Source organism: Roseiflexus sp. (genome assembly GCF_057785375.1).
The window spans coordinates 1-21,965 of sequence record NZ_JBYNRX010000102.1 but is presented as its reverse complement, the minus strand read 5'-3'; the positions used below and the strand labels follow the sequence as shown (position 1 = coordinate 21,965).

Annotated in this window: 17 protein-coding genes and 1 pseudogene; 7 read left to right on the top strand and 11 right to left on the bottom strand. The window is 62.8% G+C overall.

From position 1 onward, the window contains the following. Positions 1-267 precede the first annotated feature (267 nt). The 5 genes from AC3EA7_RS20745 (at position 268) to AC3EA7_RS20725 (ending at position 4,645) form a co-directional block, all read left to right on the top strand. Positions 268-1,479 carry a GNAT family N-acetyltransferase gene (locus AC3EA7_RS20745; RefSeq protein ID WP_488615982.1) on the top strand — a complete coding sequence of 404 codons (1,212 nt, stop codon included), beginning with the start codon at positions 268-270 and terminating at the stop codon, positions 1,477-1,479. 2 nt (positions 1,480-1,481) lie between these two features. Then, positions 1,482-2,519 (top strand): glycosyltransferase family 4 protein, encoded by a 1,038-nt coding sequence (locus AC3EA7_RS20740; RefSeq protein ID WP_488615981.1) that lies wholly within the window; start codon positions 1,482-1,484, stop codon positions 2,517-2,519. A gap of 117 nt (positions 2,520-2,636) precedes the next feature. Further along, positions 2,637-3,413, top strand: a complete 777-nt coding sequence (locus tag AC3EA7_RS20735; RefSeq protein WP_488615980.1) for a DUF4397 domain-containing protein — start codon at positions 2,637-2,639, stop codon at positions 3,411-3,413. A gap of 291 nt (positions 3,414-3,704) precedes the next feature. Continuing rightward, positions 3,705-4,022 carry a LapA family protein gene (locus AC3EA7_RS20730; protein WP_488615979.1) on the top strand — a complete coding sequence of 106 codons (318 nt, stop codon included), beginning with the start codon at positions 3,705-3,707 and terminating at the stop codon, positions 4,020-4,022. 95 nt (positions 4,023-4,117) lie between these two features. Continuing rightward, positions 4,118-4,645, top strand: coding sequence for a Dps family protein (locus AC3EA7_RS20725; protein ID WP_488615978.1), 528 nt, complete (start codon positions 4,118-4,120; stop codon positions 4,643-4,645). 168 nt (positions 4,646-4,813) lie between these two features. Here AC3EA7_RS20725 and AC3EA7_RS20720 read toward each other — a convergent pair whose 3' ends face one another. The 7 genes from AC3EA7_RS20720 to AC3EA7_RS20690 all read right to left on the bottom strand — a co-directional run bounded on the left by AC3EA7_RS20720 (position 4,814) and on the right by AC3EA7_RS20690 (position 11,031). After that, positions 4,814-5,251, bottom strand: a complete 438-nt coding sequence (locus AC3EA7_RS20720; protein WP_488615977.1) for a transposase — start codon at positions 5,249-5,251, stop codon at positions 4,814-4,816. Positions 5,252-5,445: 194 nt separating this feature from the next. After that, positions 5,446-5,847 (bottom strand): hypothetical protein, encoded by a 402-nt coding sequence (locus AC3EA7_RS20715; protein WP_488615976.1) that lies wholly within the window; start codon positions 5,845-5,847, stop codon positions 5,446-5,448. A gap of 630 nt (positions 5,848-6,477) precedes the next feature. Next, positions 6,478-7,587 carry an NAD/NADP octopine/nopaline dehydrogenase family protein gene (locus AC3EA7_RS20710; protein ID WP_488615975.1) on the bottom strand — a complete coding sequence of 370 codons (1,110 nt, stop codon included), beginning with the start codon at positions 7,585-7,587 and terminating at the stop codon, positions 6,478-6,480. 142 nt (positions 7,588-7,729) lie between these two features. Then, positions 7,730-9,385, bottom strand: a complete 1,656-nt coding sequence (locus AC3EA7_RS20705; protein ID WP_488615974.1) for a cobalamin B12-binding domain-containing protein — start codon at positions 9,383-9,385, stop codon at positions 7,730-7,732. Between the two features lie 197 nt (positions 9,386-9,582). After that, complete coding sequence (locus tag AC3EA7_RS20700) at positions 9,583-10,371, bottom strand: nucleoside phosphorylase (protein WP_488615973.1); 789 nt, start codon at positions 10,369-10,371, stop codon at positions 9,583-9,585. Between the two features lie 16 nt (positions 10,372-10,387). Beyond that, entirely contained in the window at positions 10,388-10,711 is a 324-nt protein-coding gene (locus AC3EA7_RS20695; RefSeq protein ID WP_488615972.1) for a hypothetical protein, read from the bottom strand. 35 nt (positions 10,712-10,746) lie between these two features. Further along, the gene (locus AC3EA7_RS20690; protein ID WP_488615971.1) at positions 10,747-11,031 is read right to left on the bottom strand and encodes a hypothetical protein; all 285 of its coding nucleotides are present in this window, start codon (positions 11,029-11,031) and stop codon (positions 10,747-10,749) included. 157 nt (positions 11,032-11,188) lie between these two features. Here AC3EA7_RS20690 and AC3EA7_RS20685 point away from each other — a divergent pair, with 157 nt between their 5' ends. After that, a complete protein-coding gene (locus tag AC3EA7_RS20685) occupies positions 11,189-12,595 on the top strand; it encodes a WS/DGAT/MGAT family O-acyltransferase (RefSeq protein ID WP_488615970.1) in 1,407 nt (468 codons plus the stop codon). A gap of 105 nt (positions 12,596-12,700) precedes the next feature. On the opposite strand, the gene AC3EA7_RS20680 is transcribed toward AC3EA7_RS20685, so the two are convergent. From AC3EA7_RS20680 to AC3EA7_RS20665, 4 genes and pseudogenes are all read right to left on the bottom strand, one after another. Beyond that, on the bottom strand, positions 12,701-12,979 hold the full coding sequence (locus AC3EA7_RS20680) for a PspC domain-containing protein (protein WP_488615969.1): 279 nt from the start codon (positions 12,977-12,979) through the stop codon (positions 12,701-12,703). An 842-nt stretch (positions 12,980-13,821) separates the two neighbouring features. After that, on the bottom strand, positions 13,822-14,112 hold the full coding sequence (locus AC3EA7_RS20675) for a DUF2442 domain-containing protein (protein WP_488615968.1): 291 nt from the start codon (positions 14,110-14,112) through the stop codon (positions 13,822-13,824). Positions 14,113-14,231: 119 nt separating this feature from the next. Beyond that, positions 14,232-14,282, bottom strand: a pseudogene (locus tag AC3EA7_RS20670) (hypothetical protein); the annotation flags it as partial. 352 nt (positions 14,283-14,634) lie between these two features. After that, positions 14,635-18,840, bottom strand: coding sequence for a pullulanase X25 domain-containing protein (locus AC3EA7_RS20665; protein WP_488615967.1), 4,206 nt, complete (start codon positions 18,838-18,840; stop codon positions 14,635-14,637). Between the two features lie 752 nt (positions 18,841-19,592). Between AC3EA7_RS20665 and AC3EA7_RS20660 the strand changes: the two genes are divergently transcribed. Beyond that, entirely contained in the window at positions 19,593-21,791 is a 2,199-nt protein-coding gene (locus AC3EA7_RS20660; protein ID WP_488615966.1) for a beta-sandwich domain-containing protein, read from the top strand. Positions 21,792-21,965 lie beyond the last annotated feature (174 nt).

Below are 21,965 nucleotides of genomic sequence, written 5' to 3'. Positions count from 1 at the left end.
GTTGGCGTTGGCTTCGACAGGCTCAGCCAACGCCAACCGCTCCGGGCATCAGGATGCCCTGACTCCCCCTTCTCCCCTTGTGGGAGAAGGGGGCAGGGGGGATGAGGGAAAAAAAGGCGCCAGGATGCGGAAAACACCTCTCGCACCCTAAAAACTCTACCCTTGAGAGGCTCCCCCTTCTCCCCTTGTGGGAGAAGGGGGCAGGGGGGATGAGGGAAAAGAGGAAGGGGGCAAGGGGGGATGAGGGGAAAGTAGTAGCGCAAAACGATGAGCAACGCTTCAGACCATCTCCACTACCGCGCGGTTGCGCCCGATGATGAACAGTTTGCGTTCAACGCGGCGCTGGCGTACAACTTGCCGCTCGACGCGGCGCGACGTGAGCGGCGGACTCCATCACCGGAATGGCGCCGTGGTCTCTACCGCAATGGGCGTCTGGTGACGCAGTGCGTGGTTCATCCGCTGCGCGTGGCGCACGGCAGCGGCGGGACGATCCCGGCCGGCGGCATTGGCATGGTTGCGACGCCTCCCGAAGAGCGGCGGCGCGGATATGTGGCGCGCATGCTGCGCGAGGTGTGCCATGAGGTGCGCAATCAGGGAATGCCGCTGTGCATCCTGAGCACGTTTCGAGCGGCGTTCTACCGGCGCTATGGCTGGGCGACATTTTTCGAGGCGCGCCGGTTCAGCGGCGCACCGGCGCTGTTCGCCGCATTTCGCGCACAGCGGGCAGGCGCATGGGTGCGCCTCGACGACAGCGAGTCGGCAGTGGCGGAACTCGACGCCATCTACCGCGGTGCATTGCGCGGGCGCTTTGGTCCGCTGGAACGCACCACAACCTGGTGGCAGACACGGGTGCTTCACTCTGCTGAAGGTTTGCCACACTGGGCGTATGTCTGGCGTGACGATGCCGGTCACGGGCGATCCTACGTGATTGTTGCCGTCGAACGCGGTGAGCGGGGGCGCGTGGTGCAGTGCCGGGAAGCGGTGGCACTCGACCCGCAGGCGCGCGCTCAGATTTTCGCCTTCTTCTCGGCATTCGAGGATCAGTGTGTCGACGTGGTCTTCAATGCGCCCGCCGATGCGCCGGTGCAGGCGCTGATGCCCGATCCGCTCCAGTGTGCGATGATGCCGGGTCTGATGCTGCGCATCGTCGACGTGGCGCAGGCGCTGGAAGCGTACTCCTTCCCGCGTGATGTCGGCGGTCGCCTGACGCTGTACATCGCCGATGACTGGCTCGACCATAACAACGGCGTCTTTGAGGTGGAGATCGAAGGCGGCGGCGCGCGGGTGAAACGCCTGGACGCCGGTATAGATGCAGATATGCGCTGTGATGTGCGCACACTGGCACAGATCTTCAGCCGCTACCTGCGACCGCGCACCGCGGCGGCATTCGGATTGCTCGACACGCACTCGCGCCCGGCGCTGGCGCTGATCGAACGGCTGTTCGCCGGGCTTGCGCCGTATGCCTCGGACCGATTCTGACCATGGTTCGTCCACTTTACATCTCACCAATCGGGCGCGGCGGCGTTGATTTCGGCATCCAGAACATCACCCGCGCTGTGCGACGCTACGGCGCACCGCACGCCGAACTACTGCGCCTGCCGGAGACCTACAACTTCCTGCCGATGCTGATCCCACGCGGGCTGCCGCGTGGCTGGTGGCAGGGGTTCGACCTCATTCAGGGGCGTTCGCGCGTGGCGTTTGCGCTGCGCGCGCCGGGCCGCCCGCTCGTCACCACCGTTCACCACCTGACGACCGACCCCGACCTGCAACCGTACAGCACCCTGGCGCAGCGCCTGTTCTACCGCCTGGTCGAAGCGCGCTACGACTGGTGGTCGATCAGTTCCGCCGACGCCGTGGTGTGCGTGTCGCGCTACACCCAGCAACAGGTCAGCCGCACCTATGGGTTTACCAACACGACCCTCATCTACGACGGTATCGACACCGATGTGTTCGTGCCGACCCCCGGTCTGAAACGGCGCGATGACGGCCTGCCCGATAGAGGCGGGCGCATCCGGCTCCTGTTCGTCGGCAATCGGACGCGGCGCAAGGGGTTCGACCTCCTGCCGCGCATTCTCGACTTGCTGCCGGACGAGTACGTGTTGTACTACACCAGCGGCTTCCAGGGCGCTGATGAAGGACCGCCGCACCCGCGCATGGTTCCGATTGGAGCGCCAGACCGTGACGGGCTGGTCGCAGCGTATCAGTCGTGCGACATCCTGCTGGCGCCGTCGCGGCTTGAAGGATTTGGCATCGTGCAGGCAGAGGCGCTGGCGTGCGGCCGTCCCGTGGTCACAACGCGCATCTCGGCGCTGCCGGAGGTTGTCGATCATGAATTATCCGGCTTTCTCTGCCCGCGCGACGATGTTGCCGCCTATGCGGAGGCGGTGCAGCGGCTCGGTGAGGACGAAGGGCTGCGACAGCGTTTTGGCGCATACGGACGCGAGAAAGTCGTGTGTTCGTTCGGGTTCGAGCAACTGGGGCGCGGCTTCCTGGAACTCTATGATCGCCTGCTTCGATGAGAATTCGCTGAAAACAGATCCGATTTCGTATATCGTTCGTTACCTGTTATGAAAGTGCAAAGCAGCTGCACAGCATAGCGCTGGCAGCACAATGTATCGAAGGAGGACAGGTCTATCATGCGAAGCAAGTCGTGGATCCTTTTCCTGCTCGGCGCGCTGCTCGCGCTGGCCGTGGCGCCGGCAGCATTCGCCCAGTCTGGCACAGCCAAGGTGCGTGTCGTTCACGCCTCGCCGGACGCTCCGGCTGTTGATGTGATTGTCAACGGCAATAAGGCGCTGACCAATGTTCCGTTCTTTGCCGCCAGCGCCTATCTGGATCTGCCGGCAGGCAGCTACGACATCCAGGTTGTTCCGGCAGGCGCCACCTCGCCGGTCGTCATCGATGCGAAGGGTGTTCGGATCGAAGCTGGCAAGGCGTACACCATCGCCGCAACGGGCAAGCTGGCTGACATCAAGCCGACCATTCTGATGGACGATCTGACGGCGCCAGCGGCAGGCAAAGCGCACGTGCGCGTGATCCACTTCTCGCCGAATGCGCCGGCAGTGGACATTAAGGTTGCGGGTGGACCAACTCTGATCCCGAACCTGGCGTTCCCGAATGCCAGCAACTACCTGCCGGTTGATGCCGGTTCGTATGACCTGCAGGTCACCCCGGCGGGCGCCAGCGCCGTCGTGCTGGACCTGAAGGGCACCCGCCTGGAGGCTGGCAAGATCTACGATGTGTTCGCGGTCGGCGAACTGGCGAACATCAAAGTCGAGGTCGCAGTGACGACGCCTGCCGCTCCGGCTGCGCTGCCGCGCACTAGCGGCGAGTCGGGCGTTGCGATGTGGGCGCTGGCCATTGCTGCGGCGCTGATCGGCGCGGGCCTGGTGATGCGCCGCCGCATGGCGTAATATCCTGGCTTTTCGCTGAACGAGTGCAGGGGTGAGACGACATGTCTTGCCCCTGTATTCTTTCCCTCTGGGAGTGGGGAACCAGGGGGCGGATACAAGGCAATCCGTCAGAATCCGTCTTAATCCGTGCGAATCGGTGTTCTATTGCACGCCGTGCCTGCAGGAGACGACCGCAACCGCGACCGACGCCTTCGTCCCGCTCCCCCCCTTTCTGTGATATGATAGGCTTACGCACACGTAGCGCAGATACTGCTGCAGAGGTCGCCTATGCGAGTGTTTATGTTCATTTTGATGACCGTACTCGCAGTGATGCTGGTATTGTTCGGCGTGCAGAATCCGCAGCCGGTCGAAGTGCGATTTTTGACCTTTACCTCTGGTCCGATTTCGCTATCACTGGTGATGATTCTGGCGGTGATCGCCGGTGCGACGCTGGTCGCCCTGTTCACCGGGTACAGCGGGATACGTCATTCGCTGCGCGAGCGACGGCTGAGCAAACTACAGGCAGAACTGGAGCAGCGGATTGCGCAACTTGAAAAAGAGAACGAACAACTCCGCGCCAAGGCGCCCCCCAAGCAGGAACCGGTCGGCCAAAAGAACAGCAACGGCTAACAATACTTGCTTCTGGTCTCGATTTCTGGTACTGTTAGAGATATAGTGCAGCACTACGATTTCTTTGTGAGCAGTACAATATGAAAGGAGTCTCTATGAGCGCCGAGATTGGAACGGGACGCATGACAACGACCCCGAAGCCTGATATTGGCTTGAGCGAAACGAGTATCCAGGGCGTTACCGCCATTTTGAGCCGTCTGCTGGCGGATGAGCATGTGCTCTACACCCGGCTGCGCAACTATCACTGGAACCTGGTCGGAATGGCGTTTGGTCCGCTCCACGCACTGTTCCAGCAGCAATACGAAGCGCTTGCCGACGATATTGACGATATTGCCGAGCGCATTCGCATGGTGGGACCGGCGGCGCCCGGGACGATGACCGAGTTCCTCCAGCTGGCGACGCTCGCCGAGCACCCCGGCGATCTGCCCGATGATCGCGGCATGCTCCGGCAACTGGTTGCTGATCACGAAGCGATCATTCGCCACCTGCGCCAGGATCTGCGCGCCTGCGACGAGCAGTACGACGACATGGGCACGAGCGATTTCCTCACGACGCTGATGGAAAAGCATGAGAAGATGGCGTGGCTGCTGCGCGCGCATATCGAGGAGCGCAATCAGGGCTAGCAGTCGTCCAGGTGATGGTGTAGCACTATGATGCAGGGGCGGGGCTGCGACCTACTCCTGCGAGGGCGGGTCTGAGACCCGTTCTCAGGGGAGCGGGTCTCAGACCCGCCCTTACGTCTGTCTGGTTGTGCCCGTGGGTGGAAGGGCGGGGCTGTGACCTAGAGCCTGTTATGTACTTTCGAGCATAAAGGTAATGAACCGCTTCAGCCACGTGGACCTTGCCGCCCCCCCTTTCCCCCCTGCGGGGGGGGGCAGGGGGGTCGATTGCATCGTGCGCGCGTCAACGATCGCCGCGCGCGGCGGTGCGCTGAGCCGGCTTGCGCTGAGCCGGCCGAAGCGTCGAAGCGCGCAGATCATGGACGAGCGCGGTGCGCTGAGCCGGCTTGCGCTGAGCCGGCCGAAGCGTCGAAGCGTTGCAAAGACCCCGGCCTTCAGCCAGCGCTGGGTTTGCTGATAGACGGTGTACCACGGCGGCGGAGCGTTGGGCATCATGCGCCAGGGCGCTCCCGTGCGATGTGCTGAGCCTGCCGAAGCGCGGACGATCCAGCGCAATCCGTTCAAGACCTCGCGCAGCGCGTGGTTGCGCTGCGGGGCGTCTTCGGTCATCAAGGTCAGGGAGGGAGCGCGGCGCCTGAGCCGGTCGAAGCGACGAAGGCCCGCTCCTCGCTTCGACCGGCTCAGCGCTCCGCGTCGCTCACATCGCTTGGATAGGGTTGACGTGTCATACTGAAATCATACCACGTTTATCTCTGAAGAACAGGCTCTACTCCTGCGAGGGCGGGGCTGAGACCCGCCCTTACTTAGTTCTGGTTGTGCCCTTTGCGTGGAGAGGCGATGAACTTCCGGTATCCCAGGCCGAACGGCGCCTTCGGCTGGCGGCAGAGAGGGCGACAGAGTTCCTCAGCGACTGCATTGACCAGGGTTGTCAGGATATGCATATCCTGGTGACTCAACCATAGACCGGCGGTGTGCAACCATAACTGATACCCGCCCTCGGGACTGTGCGTCAGGCGATAGTAGCCACGGCGCAACAGCGGCGGTTCTTCTTCCAGCAGCCACAGATCGAGGAGCGCCGCCAGATGCGGCAGATCAAAGAGCGGAATGCGAATAGTCGTATAGTCCCAGACCAGGCGAAGATCGCCGTCTGGCGCAATCCCAATCAATCGCCCCGGCGCAACCTGGGTGATCGTTGTCAGTTCCATACGTCACCTTTCTTGTGATAGTCGTAACAAGAATAGCATGGACTTTTTGGCTCTCGCAAGTAACGATCTGTTCATTTGGAGTTAAGGGTTAGGGGTCTACCCTGTCACATGCCGCATTTGCCCTCTCTGCCTTCTCCCATTCGTCACCTGCAACCTGTCACTCTTTCCCGGGTTCGACGTTCGGGCGAATCGCCTTTCCCCTCACCGTCACACGTGGCGCGTCTGGCCGGTTGATACCCGATGTCGCGCCTGCTGTTCACCTGACCCGCACAACCTGCCCCCGCCCGCAGAAGGTCCGTCGGCAACGCGGGCGCGCAGCGCTTGCACCAGGAGGCGGGCGGCGCCGCGCGTGTCCGTTCTTATACTCATACACGGATGCCGGGTGCGTCGTCCACCGGCACGCACGCGGGTCACCGGCGCGCCCCGACGGATGCCGGGTGCGTCGTCCACCGGCACGCACGCGGGTCACCGGCACGCCCCGACGGATGCTGGATGCGCCATCTATTGGCACGTGGGCGGGCCACCGGCACGCGGGGGGGGGGCGGGTCACCGGCGCGGGCGGATCATTGATCCGCGCCGACGGATGCCGGGTGCATTATCTATTGGCGCGGGCGGATCGATAACCCGCCCCTACTCGAGCGTTCCCTCTTCCACATAGCGCGTCAGTTCGCTGACACTGAGATTGGCGATGCCGAGCTTATCGAGTGTGCGTCCGCGGCGCCAGTAGTCGGTGCGGTGAACAATGCACGCCAGACGAATGATGCTGTCGATCCCGGCGACCGCGACTCCGTACCGCTGACCCAGTGCGGCGATCGGCACCAGGCTCATCGGCACGTCCTCAAAAATGTACCGATGATTGAGTGTTGGCGGCGCTTTGATGCCGTAGTATCCCGGCTGATTTTGAATCGCTTCGTAGAGCGAGTCGCCGGTGGCATTGTATGCCAGCGCCAGCCACTCCTGCGCAGTGTGAGCGCGAATGCCAAGTGCGGCGGCGACCGTCACCCGCTCACGGTCGATCACCTCGAGAACCCGCGCGACCGACGGCGTAACCCCGTCGATGTAGAACTGAAAGTCGCCACGGGTCGACTCGATGCGTCCGGCGTTGAGCAGGGTCAGTGCCGGATGGAAGATCGCGCCCATATTATTGAGACCGGTGCGTAACACGTTGCCGCCGTCGATATACTGCGGAAATGCATCGCGGATCACGCCGAGCACGTCGCCGGTGCGGTACGCAGGAAGCGCTGCCAGCGGAACGGCTTCCTTGATACGAAAAATACGCGCCTGCGCCGGTCCGTCCGAGCGGCTGGCATAGATGAATGTCTCTGCTTCGGCAATGGTGACATCCGCCCGGCAGCGCTCATCGCGCAGCACTTTGGCGACCTCAATCGCACCACAGGTGCGACCGGGATGCAGAATGATGATCTGCCCGTCGCACAGGTGCGGCGTCATTGTGCGTGCCACTTCTGCGTGCGCCGAGGATGGGACGACGACCATTGCCACGTCGCAACGGTCGAGCGCCTCTTTCATATCCGATGTGACCAGCGCAAGCTGACCGAAACCGCGTGGACCGGTTTCGCCCGATTCCAATTCGATGCCGCGACGCTGCCGGATGGCTTCGATGTGTGCGGGAGTGCGATTGTAGAGCGTCGTCTCAAAACCCATCAGGGCCAGATGCGCTGCCATCGCCTTCCCGCCATTCCCGGCGCCGATGACGGTGTAGCGGGTTGAGGATGCCATCATAGTTCTCCTTATTATGTCGAATACATTGCATGCGATATGGTGAACTCCAGCATCGAGACCTGACCGCAGGCATGGGTTGATCCTGTCGAAGCCCACGCCCAACGCAGACGGTTCGGGCAAGGTTCACGCGCAGTGAGACCAGCTAACGATGAACGACACAATCGAAGACCTGTTGAATACGCTCCTTCTCGCTGAGCGGGCGTCCCTGATCGTCGATCGCCAGGCACATGCCGTTGATGAAGCGGGTCTCGACGCGCCCCGGCGCAAACGGGTTATTCCGCAGTTGCGGCGCATCGAGCAACCCAACGGCGACCGCCTTCGCCAGTGTCGCGGGGTCGGTCAGCGGGTCAGTGATGCCTGGCGGCGCGAGTTGAGCGATGGCGTCGAGCAGGAGATGGGTCTCTTCGACCAGTTGCGCTGCCCGTGCGCGCACCGTCGGGTCGGCAGTCAGATCGGGCTGCCCGCGTAGTGCATTTTCGATCGCGCGGCGCGCCATGCCACACGCCTCGATCACGTCGTCGGCAGTTGCGGCATGGTGCGCTTCGGTGTGCCCGACGACGTGGATGATGTGCGGGCGCAGCGCCATCTGCAGGTAGATGCTCGCCGACAGGTGCGCGCGCGATGCGGCAGGATCAACAGGGAAGCTCAGCAGTCCGGTGCGGGTCTGTTTCCAGATGCGGAAATCCGGTCCTTCCAGCGGCGCCGTGATCTCGATCACCGCCAGCATTTTTGCCAGGTCCATTGCGTCAGACAAACCGGGGGGGCTGTTGAACATCAACTGTGCGATGTAGTCGCGCACGCCAAACGCACGGGCATTGTACGCCGAAAGGTAGGCGCTGGCGACGAAGACCGTATCGGGCGCGTCGCGCATGCCCCAGTGGTGCGGTTCGTTGAGTTCGACCGGAATACCGCGCTCGCCATACCAGCGCATAATCGTCTGATGTTCACGGATCGACCCTTCCAGGTCCCACGGTCCGCGGCCGTCCATGCGGTTGAACCAGAAGAGCGGGATAGCGCACCAGGCGATGTTGATCGTCTCGACATACAACTCCGCCAGGCGCACGAAGTCGTCGGTGCCGGAGTAGGTGCGCATGAGCGGGTAGTTGCCGCGCCGGCTGGCGGCATACAGGGCGCGATAATCGTCGGCGCTGCGTACCGGAACGCCGCCGGCGCCGGTGCGCGCCGGGTCCTGCCGTTCAGGATGGAAGAAGTTTTCCTGCGCGTCTTGATCGGTGCCGAGTGAAATCACGTCGAGGCAGCGGGCTTCGGCAATTTTGGCGATGCCGTCGATCGTCGCCTGCATGGTTGGCAGACCAAAGTGATGACGGATCAAGGGAAATGGCGCTTTCCAGCGAATGCGGTCAACGGTGCGTTGCGGAAAATCCGCCTCGGTTGCGTTTGCCAGGTTCTGACCTTTGAGATACGCAAGCACCTGATCAGCCGGTTCGCTGCCATCGAACACCTGCTCGAAGAACCCGAGCGTAGCGGCTTTTTCCGCCAGCGGCGGCGTTCCGGCAAAGGCAAAGCGCACCCCTGCGGCGTAGAGGTCATCTGCCGCTTCGGCGAAGCGCCCCAGCAGATGCGCGCCGGTTTCCGGCGTCAGGCGGTAGGACACGCCGACCAGGTCAGCCTGTTCGCGGCGCGCCGCTTCGAGGACGCGCTCAACCGGCGTAGCCGGACCAAGAAAGACGGTGCGCCAGCCGGCTTCTTCCGCAAGACGCAGGAAGTTCATGACCCCGGCGACGTGGACGCACTCGCCGAGCGCGGCGGCGACGACGGTTTTTTGTTTCTCTGCCATTGCTCCCTCCATCCGGTCTGATGCGGGCGCACAGTCCCAGAGAGCGCCATCCTGCTGCTCTTTCAGCGCTCCCAGGCGCCTGTGATGTTTGACGTGTTGAAATAGACGTATGTGTTCAGCGCCCGGCTCAAGCGCCCGCTTTCATTCTACCACCTAACACCCGTGCGTGGGGGGTGCAGCTGCGCCCCATCGCCAAGTCAGGCAGTAGAGACGCTCAACATCATCGCTGCACGCGCTGCCACGGCAATCGCGCGTTCAACGGCGACTGCTTTGCGTTCCACGACGATCGCTTCGCTCGCAGTGCGCTGTGCCACGATGCCGCAGACGCATCCGGCTGCAAAACCATAGACCAGCCCCATTTTGAAGAGCGTTCCGGCTTCCATCTCGTAGTTGAGCACGTTCAGATGGCGATACTCTTCGGTTATTCCGCGCAACTGACGCAACAGATGCGGGTTGGCAGACCCGGTGCGTTCCTGACCTTCGTAAAAGGTGTCCACCGATGCGGTCACGCCAGCGAAATATTCGACCCCTTCGGCGCGCGCTGCTTCGACAAGTGCGACCGTTACGAACGGATCGGCGGCGGCGGGAAACTCGCGCGGCGCAATATCGTCGGCGGCGCCCTGACGGCACAACGCGGCACTGGAAATAACGATGCTTCCAGGCAAAATATGCGGCTGTATCGATCCGCTGGTGCCAACGCGGATAATGGTGCGGATACCGACCTGCACCAGTTCATTCACCACAATGCTGAGCGACGGCGCGCCCATGCCGCTGGTCGCCGAAAGAACTGGCGCACCGTTCGGCAGCGTTCCAGCATAACTGTACAACCCGCGATTCTCCGAAAGAATACGCGCATCGCGGAGCGCCGTCTGCGCGATCAGGCGAGCGCGCTCCGGGTCGCCGCTCAACAGCGCGATGCGCGGCGGGTCGTCGCCCAGGTCGCTGCGCCCGAACCCGATGTGATAGAGGCGGTCTGACTCGTTCATAGACTCTCCTTTGAGACTAGGTACTATTCGGGAAGGGAAACAGGAACATGCCGACGCCCAGAAAGAGACAGAACGCCCCTCCAATGCAGCCTGCAAGAATCCTGATCCATCCATCAATAGCAATCCCGCGCTGGTATGAAGGGTAGTCGGCAGGAGCGCCGCCGAAGAGGAACTCGGCTTCGATCGCTTTTCCTGGACCGTTGTCCACAATGCGTCCGAGCACGGTTACCTGATTGCCTGGCACGAAGCCGACATACTGCTTCGAGCGCGAGGATTGCAACTGTTCCCAGCGCACCAGCGGTCGCACCAGAGCATAGCCGCTGTTCGCGATCTGCACCATGCCGTCGGGGGTCTCCAATAGTAATGGCGATGTCTTCAGTTCCCTGCCATCCCCCCTGAGAACGCTGATTCGCTCTCGCTCATCTGGTCCGCATACACGACGAGATTGTGCAGTTGCGCGGGATTGCTTGCACTGACGATGCCCGCGACAACTGTTTCGGCGCCGATCGGCGCTGCCAGGATGCCCGGCGCCGTTGACACCGGCAGGCGCCGGAAACGACGCAATGCGCGTTGGGCGCGCCGGACGGCGATGACTCCGCTTATGCCGATGCCGATGCTAATAACTCCCATCAGGATGAGTGATATGCTGAACAGAGTCATATGCCCCTCACAGATATACGCTCATCAGAAAATAACGTTCCCCTTCAAAAATAGTCAACTTTTATCGCTCTGTGGCAACTTCTCACCTTTGCTGCTACCGGCGGTCGTGTACGATCAACGCACCGAAGCGGTTCTGGTGAATAACGGAGGTCGGACGATGGCTCAGGATTCCCATCCTCTCGGCGCCGTTGACAGCGCCTGGTTGCATATGGACGACCCGACCAACCTGATGATGGTGACGGGCGTGGCGCTGCTCGACGGACCAATTGATGTTGAACGCTGTTACAAGACGTTTGAGTCGCGATTGTTGTCGTTTGAGCGCTTCCGCATGCGCGTGATTGATAACCGTGGTTCATTCAGCGCTCCCCGCTGGGAGCCCGATCCCCACTTCTCGATCCGCGCCCACATCCATCGGGTGGCGCTGCCATCGCCCGGCGATATGACGACGCTCCAGGAGTTCCTTGGCGACCTGGCGAGCACGCCGCTCGATTACACCAAACCCCTCTGGCAGGTACACCTGGTCGAGAATGTGCTTGGCGGTTCAGCCGTGGTCATGCGGTTTCACCATTGCATCGGCGATGGCATGGCAATGAACACGGTCATGCATCGTTTGATGGATAAAACGCCGGATGCACCGATCGAACTCCCGAAGCCGCAGCCCAATCACAACCTCGGTCCACTGCTGGAACCAATCGTATCAACAATTGAAGGTTCGATCAAACTGGCTGACGAACTGGTGCACGAAGGGATGGAATTCCTGCGGCATCCTGAACATCTTCTGGAACTGCCAGCACAGGCGGCCGGCGGGGCGATGGCGTTGAGCCGCGTGCTGCTGCTGCCGCCCGAAGCGAAAACGCTGTTCAAGGGTCCGCTGGGAGTGCAGAAACGGGTCGCCTGGTCGTCGCCGACGCCACTGGATCAGGTGAAGCAGATCGGGAAAGTCGCAGGCGCGAAAGTGAATGATGTGCTGCTGGCGGCAGTGGCGGGGGCGCTGCGCTCCTATCTCATCGGGCGCGGTACACGTGTCGATGGACTGGAAATCCGCGCCGTCATCCCTGTCGATCTGCGCCCCCCATCCCGCGCTCGCGATCTTGGGAATGAGTTTGGGCTGGTGTTCCTTGCGCTGCCGCTGGGCACGCCGAGTCCGGTGATGCGCCTCGCCGAAGTCAAACAACGAATGGAGGCGCTCAAACGATCCCCCGAAGCGTATGTCTTCTACGGTCTGCTCAATTTCTTCGGGCGCACGCCGGCGCAGGTGGAGGAACAGGCGGTCAACCTGTTCGGCAGCAAGGCGACGGCGGTAATGACGAATGTGCGTGGCCCGGCGGAGCAACTCTATCTGGCAGGCAACTGCATCAAGAATATCATGTTCTGGGTGCCGCAGTCGGGCCGTCTGGGGATGGGCGTGAGCATCATGAGTTACTGCGGTCAGGTGACGCTCGGCGTCATTACCGATGCCGGGCTGGTTCCCGATCCAGAGACTATCACGGCGGCGTTCGAGAATGAGTTCCACGTTCTCCACGATGCCATTGTGGTGAAGGGGGAGGTTGCGTCGCCGGCGTAGCAGTGTTGGCGGAACATTATGTTACCGCCGCGGTAGAGCCGTAGCGATGCTACGGCTCTACCGCGGCGGCGGTGCGCGGCGCGCCGGCGGTATGCGCCATCGTCATTACGGTTCGCGCCGGATCGGTTCGCCGGTGTACGGGTCGTATTTCCATTCCTCCACGGGGCGAGGATGGTTTAGCTGCGGCGGCGTCTGAACCGCCCCTTCCTCTGGCATGACGATCCACAGCACGACGTAGATCAGCGGGCTGACGCCGCCGAACAGCACCGCCACAACGAACACCAGCCGCACGATGACCGGATCGATGTTGAAGTAGCGCGCAAGGCCGCCACATACGCCGGCGATCATGCGATCGCTCTTGCTGCGTACTAACTTGCCATCCATGGGGAACCGTCCTTTCTCGTTTGACTCTTCCTGCAATGTGTGACGAATGCGCGCCGCTGAAGGTTGCGGTTTTGCCCCGCCCCCCGGTGACCGTTCCCCACATCGTGCGGGGCAGGTCGCAGACCTGCCCCTACGCCTCCCATGCCGCGCCCCGCCCCCCGTCGCCGGCGGGCGCCTGGCATTCACCACACCGCCACGTGGTGACGGTCACCTCGGGGCGCGCTGCTGCCCCCACGCCGCGCCCCGCCCCCCGTCGCTGGCGGGCGCCTGGCATTCACCACACCGCCACGTGGTGACGGTCACCTCGGGGCACGCCGCTGCCCCCACGCCGCGCCCCGCCCTCGCATACAGTCTCAATCTCTTGGGCGACCGCCCGGCGGCGATGGTTCGCACCGAGAAGGCGCTGCCCGCCTATGAAGAGGCGTTGCGCACGCTGCTGCCTTTCTACCTGGCGTCGCCAGCGGCGTTTGCGGACCGGATCGATTACATGATGCGAATTATGTCAATGCCTGCCGGATGCTGGGGCGTGAGCCGGATGCGGGGCTGCTGGGGCAGGCGAGAGGCGAAAGGGATGAGGCGAGAGGGGAGAGGAGTGAGGCGAGAGAAGTGAGGCGAGAGGAGTGAGGCGAGAGGAGTGAGGCGAGAGGAGTGAGGCGAGAGGAGTGAGGCGAGAGGAGTGATCTGTGAAGCTTTGCATCTTTGCATCAATTGTTTCGAGACATGCTGTGCATCTGAAGAGCCGCACAGGCTCTGTGCCTTTGTGCCTTTGTGTGAGTTTACAGGCGACGGAAAACGCGCCAGGCTTTGGGTCTTTGTGGAAGCGCGCCGGGACGCGAACGGCGTCACAAAGGAACCGTTTCCGACGGGTGTATCGCTTGCGCCCATGGCGGTGCGCCACCGTAGTACAACACATCGGGGTCGATGTCGGCGCCGTTAGGCCACGTCAATGTCCCGCCATCGACGACAACCGTGCGAAAGAAGTCCGGATCAGTGCGCACCGGCCCGAAGATCGGTCCGATGGCGATGTATGGGCTGAGATCGATCTCGCGCTCTTCGCCATTCGTGAAGACAATCCGCATACGTGGCGGATCGAGCGGTTCTGCTGAGAGGACACGCACAAAGGTCGAGGGCATTCCATTTCTCCTTACGTGAGCGGCGCAATCAGTCGCAGCGGCTGCCCGTTCCACGCCAGTTCCCAATTGGCGAGGAGTTCTGCGCGGTGCAGCTCTTCCCACTCCTGAACAAGCCACAAGGCACGGCGCGACAGGCGTCCCGCGTGAGGATCGCCGGACCCAATCAGGATAATCGCTTCCTGATCACCGTATTGAGCGTGAAAGTGCGGCGGTTGATGATCGTGATAATAATTGTGATGCCAAAGAAGCTGCTGATACGTGGCATCAGCGCATCCTTCACTCGCCGTTCTGCAACATCAGTATGCCATAGCTCTCTGTGGACCAGGCGCGGCCACGTGGACGGTGTTCGTGCGCCGTGGCAATGCTTGCGAACCGGTCATCGTCCGCAAACCTGAAGGGGCGTCCACGGTGGGGCGCCCCTACGTTCTGTTCCGCATGGCGGGCGGACGCATCAAAATCCCATAAACCCCCTTGCCTGACCTCCCCCCTCCCCGCATGCGGGGAGGGGCAAGGGGTGAAGGTTCAATTCCCACACGGTGCAACATTGCGCCAGTTCGGCACGCTGTCGTTCACGACCTGCGTGCCGTCCACGCCGTAACTCAGGGTCAACTGGCGGTTGGCGATCTCGTCGCACGCCGCGCCCTTCTCGACGTAGTCCCACGAACCGAGGGTGTATTTGTACTCGATCTGGGTCGTCTCCTTCCCGGTGAGCGTGATTGACCACTGGTTCGGCCCGATCTGCGTCAGCGCGACGCCGCCGGGGTTCCACTGCGGCAGGTTGCCGTCGAGACGGTCGAGGAACCCGGCGATGTAGACCGTGCTCCCTGCTGGCGTCGTCGCCGGAACGGTCACGGTGAAGGTGACGCTCACCGTCCGTAGTTCGGCGGTCGCCGTGATCTCGGCGGAGTCGCCGGACCGGTTGAACGACTCGTCAACCGCGCGCACGACGTAGAAGTAGGTCGCTCCCTGGGCGATCGACGTGTCAGTGTACTCCGTGCCGGTGATCGTCGCGATTGTGGTGTACGGTCCGCCGGAGGCGCCGCTGCGGCGAACCTCGTAGCCGTAGAGCGTCGGGTCGCCGGTGACCGCGTTCCAGCGCAGCGTGATGCCCGCCGGTGACGCCGTGACGACTGTCAGCCCGGTCGGGGTCGCCGGCGGAATGGTGTCGCTGCCGGGCACGACGGTCAACTTGCCTGCCTGTGATGGGCTATAGCCGTTGCCGATGCCGTCGAGATCGGCGTAGACCCATGCGCGCCCATTCGTCGTGCTATAGCGGTAGGCATAGTCGAACGCACCGATCTGGTCCGGCAGCAGGCTGGCTTTGAACTCGTCGTTGTTGCCGGCATCGACATTGAATTCCGCATCGATCCAGGTCCAGGCAGGATTGCCCGCCGGGTCGCTGTCACGCGGTCCGTAGCCGAGTTGTGCGCGCAATCCTTCGGTCCGTCCTGGACGACTGGTAACGCCGTTGATCCAGACCTGTCCGAAGATCAGCGGAGTGCGGTTGACGATACTGATCGTGTGGTTGATTGACGGGGGCCATTGCAGGTTCGCCCATCCGATCTGGAGGCGCGGCATGGCGCGCACTTCGTTCGAGACAGCGCTTTCGTTCCCTTTTTCGTCGACCGAGGTTACAACGTAGAAGTAGTCGCGTGCGTTGCGTAACCCGGCGTCGGTGTAGGCGACCGTCGTCAGCGGTGCGTCGTTGACTTTCACGAACCCGCCGCCGCTCAACGGGCTGCGGTAGAGGTTGTACCCCGCCGCGCCAGGAACGCTATTCCACGCCAGGCTTACCTGCCCATCCCCTTCATCCGTCACTCGCAAGCCGGTCGGAACCGCCGGCGGCGTCAGGTCCGCCAGGTAGCTGGTCAGCAGCACTGCGCTCATCGGGTTGAGCGTCACCCGCAGCCGGCCATTCTCGACATTCAGCCAGTCCTTCAACTGGTCATTGGCAACGCAGTAGGAGGGGAAGAATGCCGTGCCGTCTGGAATGACCCCGGCAACCGGAATATCGACCGTGCGCGGTTGTGAACTGCGGTTGATAGCGACAATCGCTGCATCGTCGCCGCTCATGCGCGAATATGCCACCGTTCCGGCAGCATCGTCCGCCAGCAGGAAGCGCAGATCGCCGGCGTGCAGCGAGCGGTAGTGATGGCGGATGCGCGCCAGGTCGCGGTAGTGGCGGAGCAGCGCCCGATCCGGGTTGCCGCCAGTCTCGACCCACGGATAGGTGCGCCGGTCGTCCGGGTCGTCGTCGCCGGTCACGCCGACCTCATCACCGTAGTAGATCGTCGGCGCGCCAGGCATGGTGAACTGAATGAGCGACGCGATGCGCAGCCGCTGCTTGCCGTTCGCCAGATTCGCGGCATTGAACTCCTTATCGGCGCGCGTCTCGGCGCCCGGCGTTAACGTCCACAGAATGCGCTCGGTGTCATGGCTGCCGACCAGGTTCATCAACGTCAGGTACGCGGCGTCTGGGTAGTCTTCGCGGATGGAACTGATGCGGCTGGCGAATTCAGACGGCGCAATCTGGCGTCCGCTGTCGGCGAACCCCTTCGAGTCGAACGGTCCCGGCGTCAGCAGACCGATGATCGCATCGCGCAGGCGATAGTTCATCGTCGTATCGGCGGTGTCGCCGCGCAGATGCCGCAACAGCGTGCTGTCCTTCTGCCACAGTTCGCCGATAATCAGCGCATCATGGCGCGTCTCACGCACAACGCGGCGGAAGGCGGGCCAGTAGTCGGGCGGGAACGACGAGTCGCCCATCACGTCGAGACGCCAGCCGCTCGCGCCCTGGCGCAGCCAGTAGCGCGACACGCTGTTCGGTCCAGTCACGAAATAGCGCAGCACCGCCGGGTTTTCCTTGCGAATTTCGGGAATGCTGTCGAAGCCGAACCAGCCGACATAGTAGGTGTCGTCGCCGCCGGGAGTCGAGGGAGCGCACGGCGAAGGTTCACCCGGTCCGGGACGGCGGAAGCGGAACCAGTCGCGGAAGGGGGATGCCGCCGATTCGCACGCGCCGAGCGTGGCGTAGTAGCCGTAACGGTCGAACTGCGGGCTATCCGACGACATATGGTTGAACACGCTATCGACGATCACGCGGATGCTGCGGCGCTCCGCCTCGCGCACCAGGCGCTGGAAGTCGGCGAGCGTGCCGAGCGCCGGGTCGATGCGGAAATAGTCGTAGGTGTCGTAGCGGTGGTTCGACTTCGCGTGGAAGATCGGGTTGAAATAGATGACCGTCACCCCCAGGTTCTTGAGATAGTCGAGGCGACTGATCACCCCGCGCAGGTCGCCGCCGTAGTAGTCGCGCCCGCGCGGACTCTCCTTCGTCGGACTCCAGGACGGCGGCGTATCGTCGAAGCGCCAGGGGCAATTCGTTGCGGCATCGCTGTAGTTGCGGCAGTGCCCTTCGGGCAATTCGCCCCACGGCAGCGCGATAACCGGGTCATCGTACCGGCTATCGCCGGTGCGCGGGTCGTTGCGCGGGTCGCCGTTGCGGAAGCGATCCGGGAAAATCTGGTAGATCACCGCGTCCTTCGCCCACTCCGGCGCGGTAAATGCTGGATCGGAGAACATGAGCGCCCAACTGTGATCTTCCTGCTCATCGGTCACCCCGCCCAAACCGCCGTCGAGTGCCGGGGTGTTGTCGTCGTAGTAGTCGGTATCGGTTCCATCGGTGACAATGAAGCGGTACCAGAGATTGTTCGGCGACGCCTGATTGAGCGTCACTTCCCAGAAATCGCAGGTCTTCCCCGCCAGACTCGCCTGATAGCAATCTACATCGGTCGCGGCTGGCGTCATCTCGTAGAAGCGCTGCGCGCTGGCGTTCAGGTCGTACACCCGCAACCGCACCGACGTCACATCGTTGTGGAAGGTGCGCAGGCGGATGGTCACCGGCGTCCCGGACGGAACCGCTCCGCCTGGCGTGCGGTAGAGCGGGTCGCGCGAGTCGTGGCGCACCCCGTCCCACTCGACATTATTATCCGGTCGCGCTCTGGTGCTGGCGACCGTCACCGATGGCGTGTTGGTCGCTGAAACGAAGGTGAACGTCACCCGATAGCCGGGGGCGGGCACGGTGAAAGGAATGTTCGCGCCGCCGGGGACGCCGCCGGCGCCATAGTTCTCGCTCCAGCTTTCGTCAATGGCGATCTTGAACTCGTAATTCCCGGCAGGCAGCCCGGTGACCGTTTTGACGAACACCCCGTCACCGTCCGGGTCCTGTAGCCAGGAGCGCAAACAATCGGGTTGCCAGTCGCCGGGGCAGCCCAATTCGCTCTGATAACTGCCCGGCGCGGTCACGATGCGCGTGTTGCGGTCGCCGGTAATCCAGTGCGTCTCATGGTCGTAGTAGAATTTGACGGCTGTTGCAGCGCTCAGCGCCAGCGGAATATTCGGACCGTTCCGTTGCGCATTCGCGCCATAGTTCTCGTCCCATGAACCATTCAGCGCGGCTTTGTACTCCCAGTTTCCGGCGGGGATGGTGAATGTCGCCTGCCAGACCTGATCAGCGGGATCATAGACCAGACGGGTGTTCGTGCATTCAGGCTGCCAGTCGCCGGGGCAGCCCAATTCACTCTGAAAACTTCCAGCAATCGTAACGGACGATGGATCGGGGGTGTCGGACGCGCGCGCGACCGGCGGCGCGCCGGGGAGTGCAACAACCGTGAGCAGCATGCCGATCAGCGCCAACAGCACAGTCCAGCAACGATGACGATTGTGGTCCATCCGTAGCTCCTTTGCTAACACGAGTACCGAAGCCGTCCGGGTGACGGTCACCTTCGCCCGCAGCGCCGCGATTGCCGGAGGTCCGGCGGGGCGCCTCATCTCGGGTGACCGCCACCTCGACCACTGCCTGCTGCGCAGCGCCATCCATACAGTCCTCGTCAGGTTCCGGCGGTGCGCCGCCGACGCTGTGGGCGCCCACAGGGGGGCGTCCCTACGGCGCCGGGGTTGCCATGGGGTCTGGCGGGGCGCCTCATCCCGGGTGACTGTCACCCACACCATTGCCCGCCGCGCGCCGCCCTTCGCGCCGGCCCGGTCAGGTTCCCGCAATGCGCCGCCGACGCAGGGGTGACGGTCGCCTTCGTCCGCGGCGCGATTGCCGGAGGTCCGGCGGGGCGCCTCATCCCGGGTGACCGCCACCTCGACCACCCGCGGTCCTCATCAGGTTCCCACCGTGCGCCACCACACCCAGGGGTGACGGTCGCCTGCACTGCAAAAAGCGCAACAACACCTTCTCCCGGCAGTAGGCGGGCGAAACCATACAGATGTGAGCCTGGTCTGATCGATATCCCCGGATGGCGCCAGTATAACACATCGAACTAAACCGGTCAAGAGAGAACCAGGAGTACTACCGCGAAACAGGAAGATTACCTCAATTTCATTTTCCTGCCCTCATTTCTATAATTCTCGTAAAGAAGGCGTTACTGCCGCCAGATGCATTATCACAGTTTCGTTCCATCAGGAAGATCGTCGTTATGCTCGTCGCTGCACTCTTCCGCAAACTGGCCGGCGTCTGCACATTCCTGGTCATCATCGCCGCCACGCTGCTCACTCTCCCTGCCATTGTTCAATCATCACCGAATGATATTGTGGTCACCCTGGCGCACCACGGAACCAGCGTCGCCGTTGCTGAAGGGCAGCGCCTGATTGTCAAGCTTGAGGGGCAACCTGGAACCGGCTACGTCTGGGAACCACAGGAAGCGCCGTCGCTGCTGCGGCAGGCGGGCGATCCGGCGTTCGAGCCGTTGTATGAGCCGTCCGGCGCTGCCACGAGCGCGCTAGCCGTACAGGTAGCGACGTTCTATCCAGTGCGCGCCGGAAATGAGACCCTCACTCTGGTGTATCGCCGGCCATGGGAGCGCAGCGTTGATCCATCGCGCACGTTCACCATCCAGGTCGAGACCTACGGACGGTTTGCGACGCCGTCGCCTGCCGCGCAACTCGCTGCGCTGCCGCAGTCGCTCCCGCCAGTGACGATGGGCGCAAGCGACGGGTTGCCAGCGACGTTCAACTGGTGCGATCAGGGAGTCTGTACTCCGGTGAAGGATCAGGGAGGGTGCGGTTCCTGCTGGGCATTCGCCACCGCCGGCGTCGTTGAGTCCGCCATCAAACGCATCGACGGGATCGAGCGCGACCTTTCCGAGCAATACCTGTTGTCTGCCGGAACGCACGGCACGTGCTACGGCGGCATGCCCGCCTATGACCTGTTCATCGGCGCGACTCCCGCGCATCAAACCGAAGCGGGCGTCGTGTACGAACGCGACCTGCCGTACACGGGGCAGGATACGCCGCTCACCCGCGCGCTGCCGCACCACGAGCGCATGCTGGCGTGGAACTCATTGTTCAATGCCGACGTTGCCACGATCAAGCGCATTATCCGCGAGTATGGACCCGTATCAGCGTATGTGTGCGCCGGTTCCCGGTTTATGTGGCATCGAACTGGCGTATTCGAGACCGACGAGTCCGCCGCGTGCAACGGCAGCATCAACCACGCCGTGGTGCTGGTCGGGTGGGACGACGGCAGAGGGAGCAGGGGCGCGTGGCGGGTGCGCAATTCATGGGGAACGACCTGGGGCGAAAACGGATACATGTGGCTCGGCTATGGCATATCGGGGATCGAACAGTGGATTGATTATGTCTACTACGACCGCATGACCCCCGGCACATACGCCATCTCAGGGCGTGTGCGGGATCGCTGGAATGGCGTCGCAGGCGTCAGAATCTCCGACGGCATCCGCAGCGCATTCACCGACCAGTATGGCGTGTATGTGCTGAAGAACCTGTCACCCGGAACGTACACGCTCACGCCATCGCGCAGCGGCGCCGCATTTTCGCCGGCGAACCGGACGGTGACGGTCGGGAACGGAAGAAATAGCAATAACCAGAACTTTGCGCTGCTCGCAACCTACCGCATCAACGGGCGGGTAACCGACAGTTTCGGCGAGGGTCTGGCAGGTGTGCGCATCTCCGATGGGATACGCAGCGCCGTGACCGATGCAAACGGAAACTACACGATCGAGGGCGTGCCGTTCGGCACATATGCTCTTACCGCTTCCCTGAGCGGCTACACGTTCAGCCCAAACCCGCGCTGGGTTGCGGTCAACGACGATATGAGCGGGCAAGACTTCACAGCGGTATGCCCGTCCTGCACCATTCGCGGCAGAGTTGCGGATAGCTCAGGCAACGGCGTGGCCGGCGCGGCCGTCTCCGATGGCGCGCGCAGCGTCACCACAGACGCACAGGGATACTACCTGCTGACCGATGTTCCACCAGGAACGTACACCCTTACTCCGTCATACGACGGCTATATCTTTGTTCCCTCTGCGCGATCGGTCACGGTCAGCCGCCACCTCAGCGGGGTGGACTTCACCGCGTCTCCGCCGTACCGCATCAGCGGGCGAGTCACCGATAGCACCGGCAATGGCGTCGCTGGTGTGACCATCTCCGACGGTACACGGAGCGTCGTCACCGACGGGGACGGCGTCTTTACCCTGCGCGACGTCCCTGCCGGAACGTACACCCTTACTCCATCGCACAGCCAATACGCATTTACACCATCAAGTCGCACGATTGTGGTCAGCGGCGACGTGAGCGGGCAGACCTTCAGGGTTGCGCCTGCGGCGTCTGCATCACCTCTGGACTACACCGTTTTTCTGCCGCTGACCATTCGCTGAGCGCATGTCTGAAAACATCAACCGGGTAGGCGAAGGCAATGCCTTCGCCTACCCGCATGCCTTCGCCTACCCGCATGCCTTCGCCTACCCGCATGCCTTCGCCTACCCGCATGCCTTCGCCTACCCGCATGCCTTCGCCTACCCGCATGCCTTCGCCTACCCGCATGCCTTCGC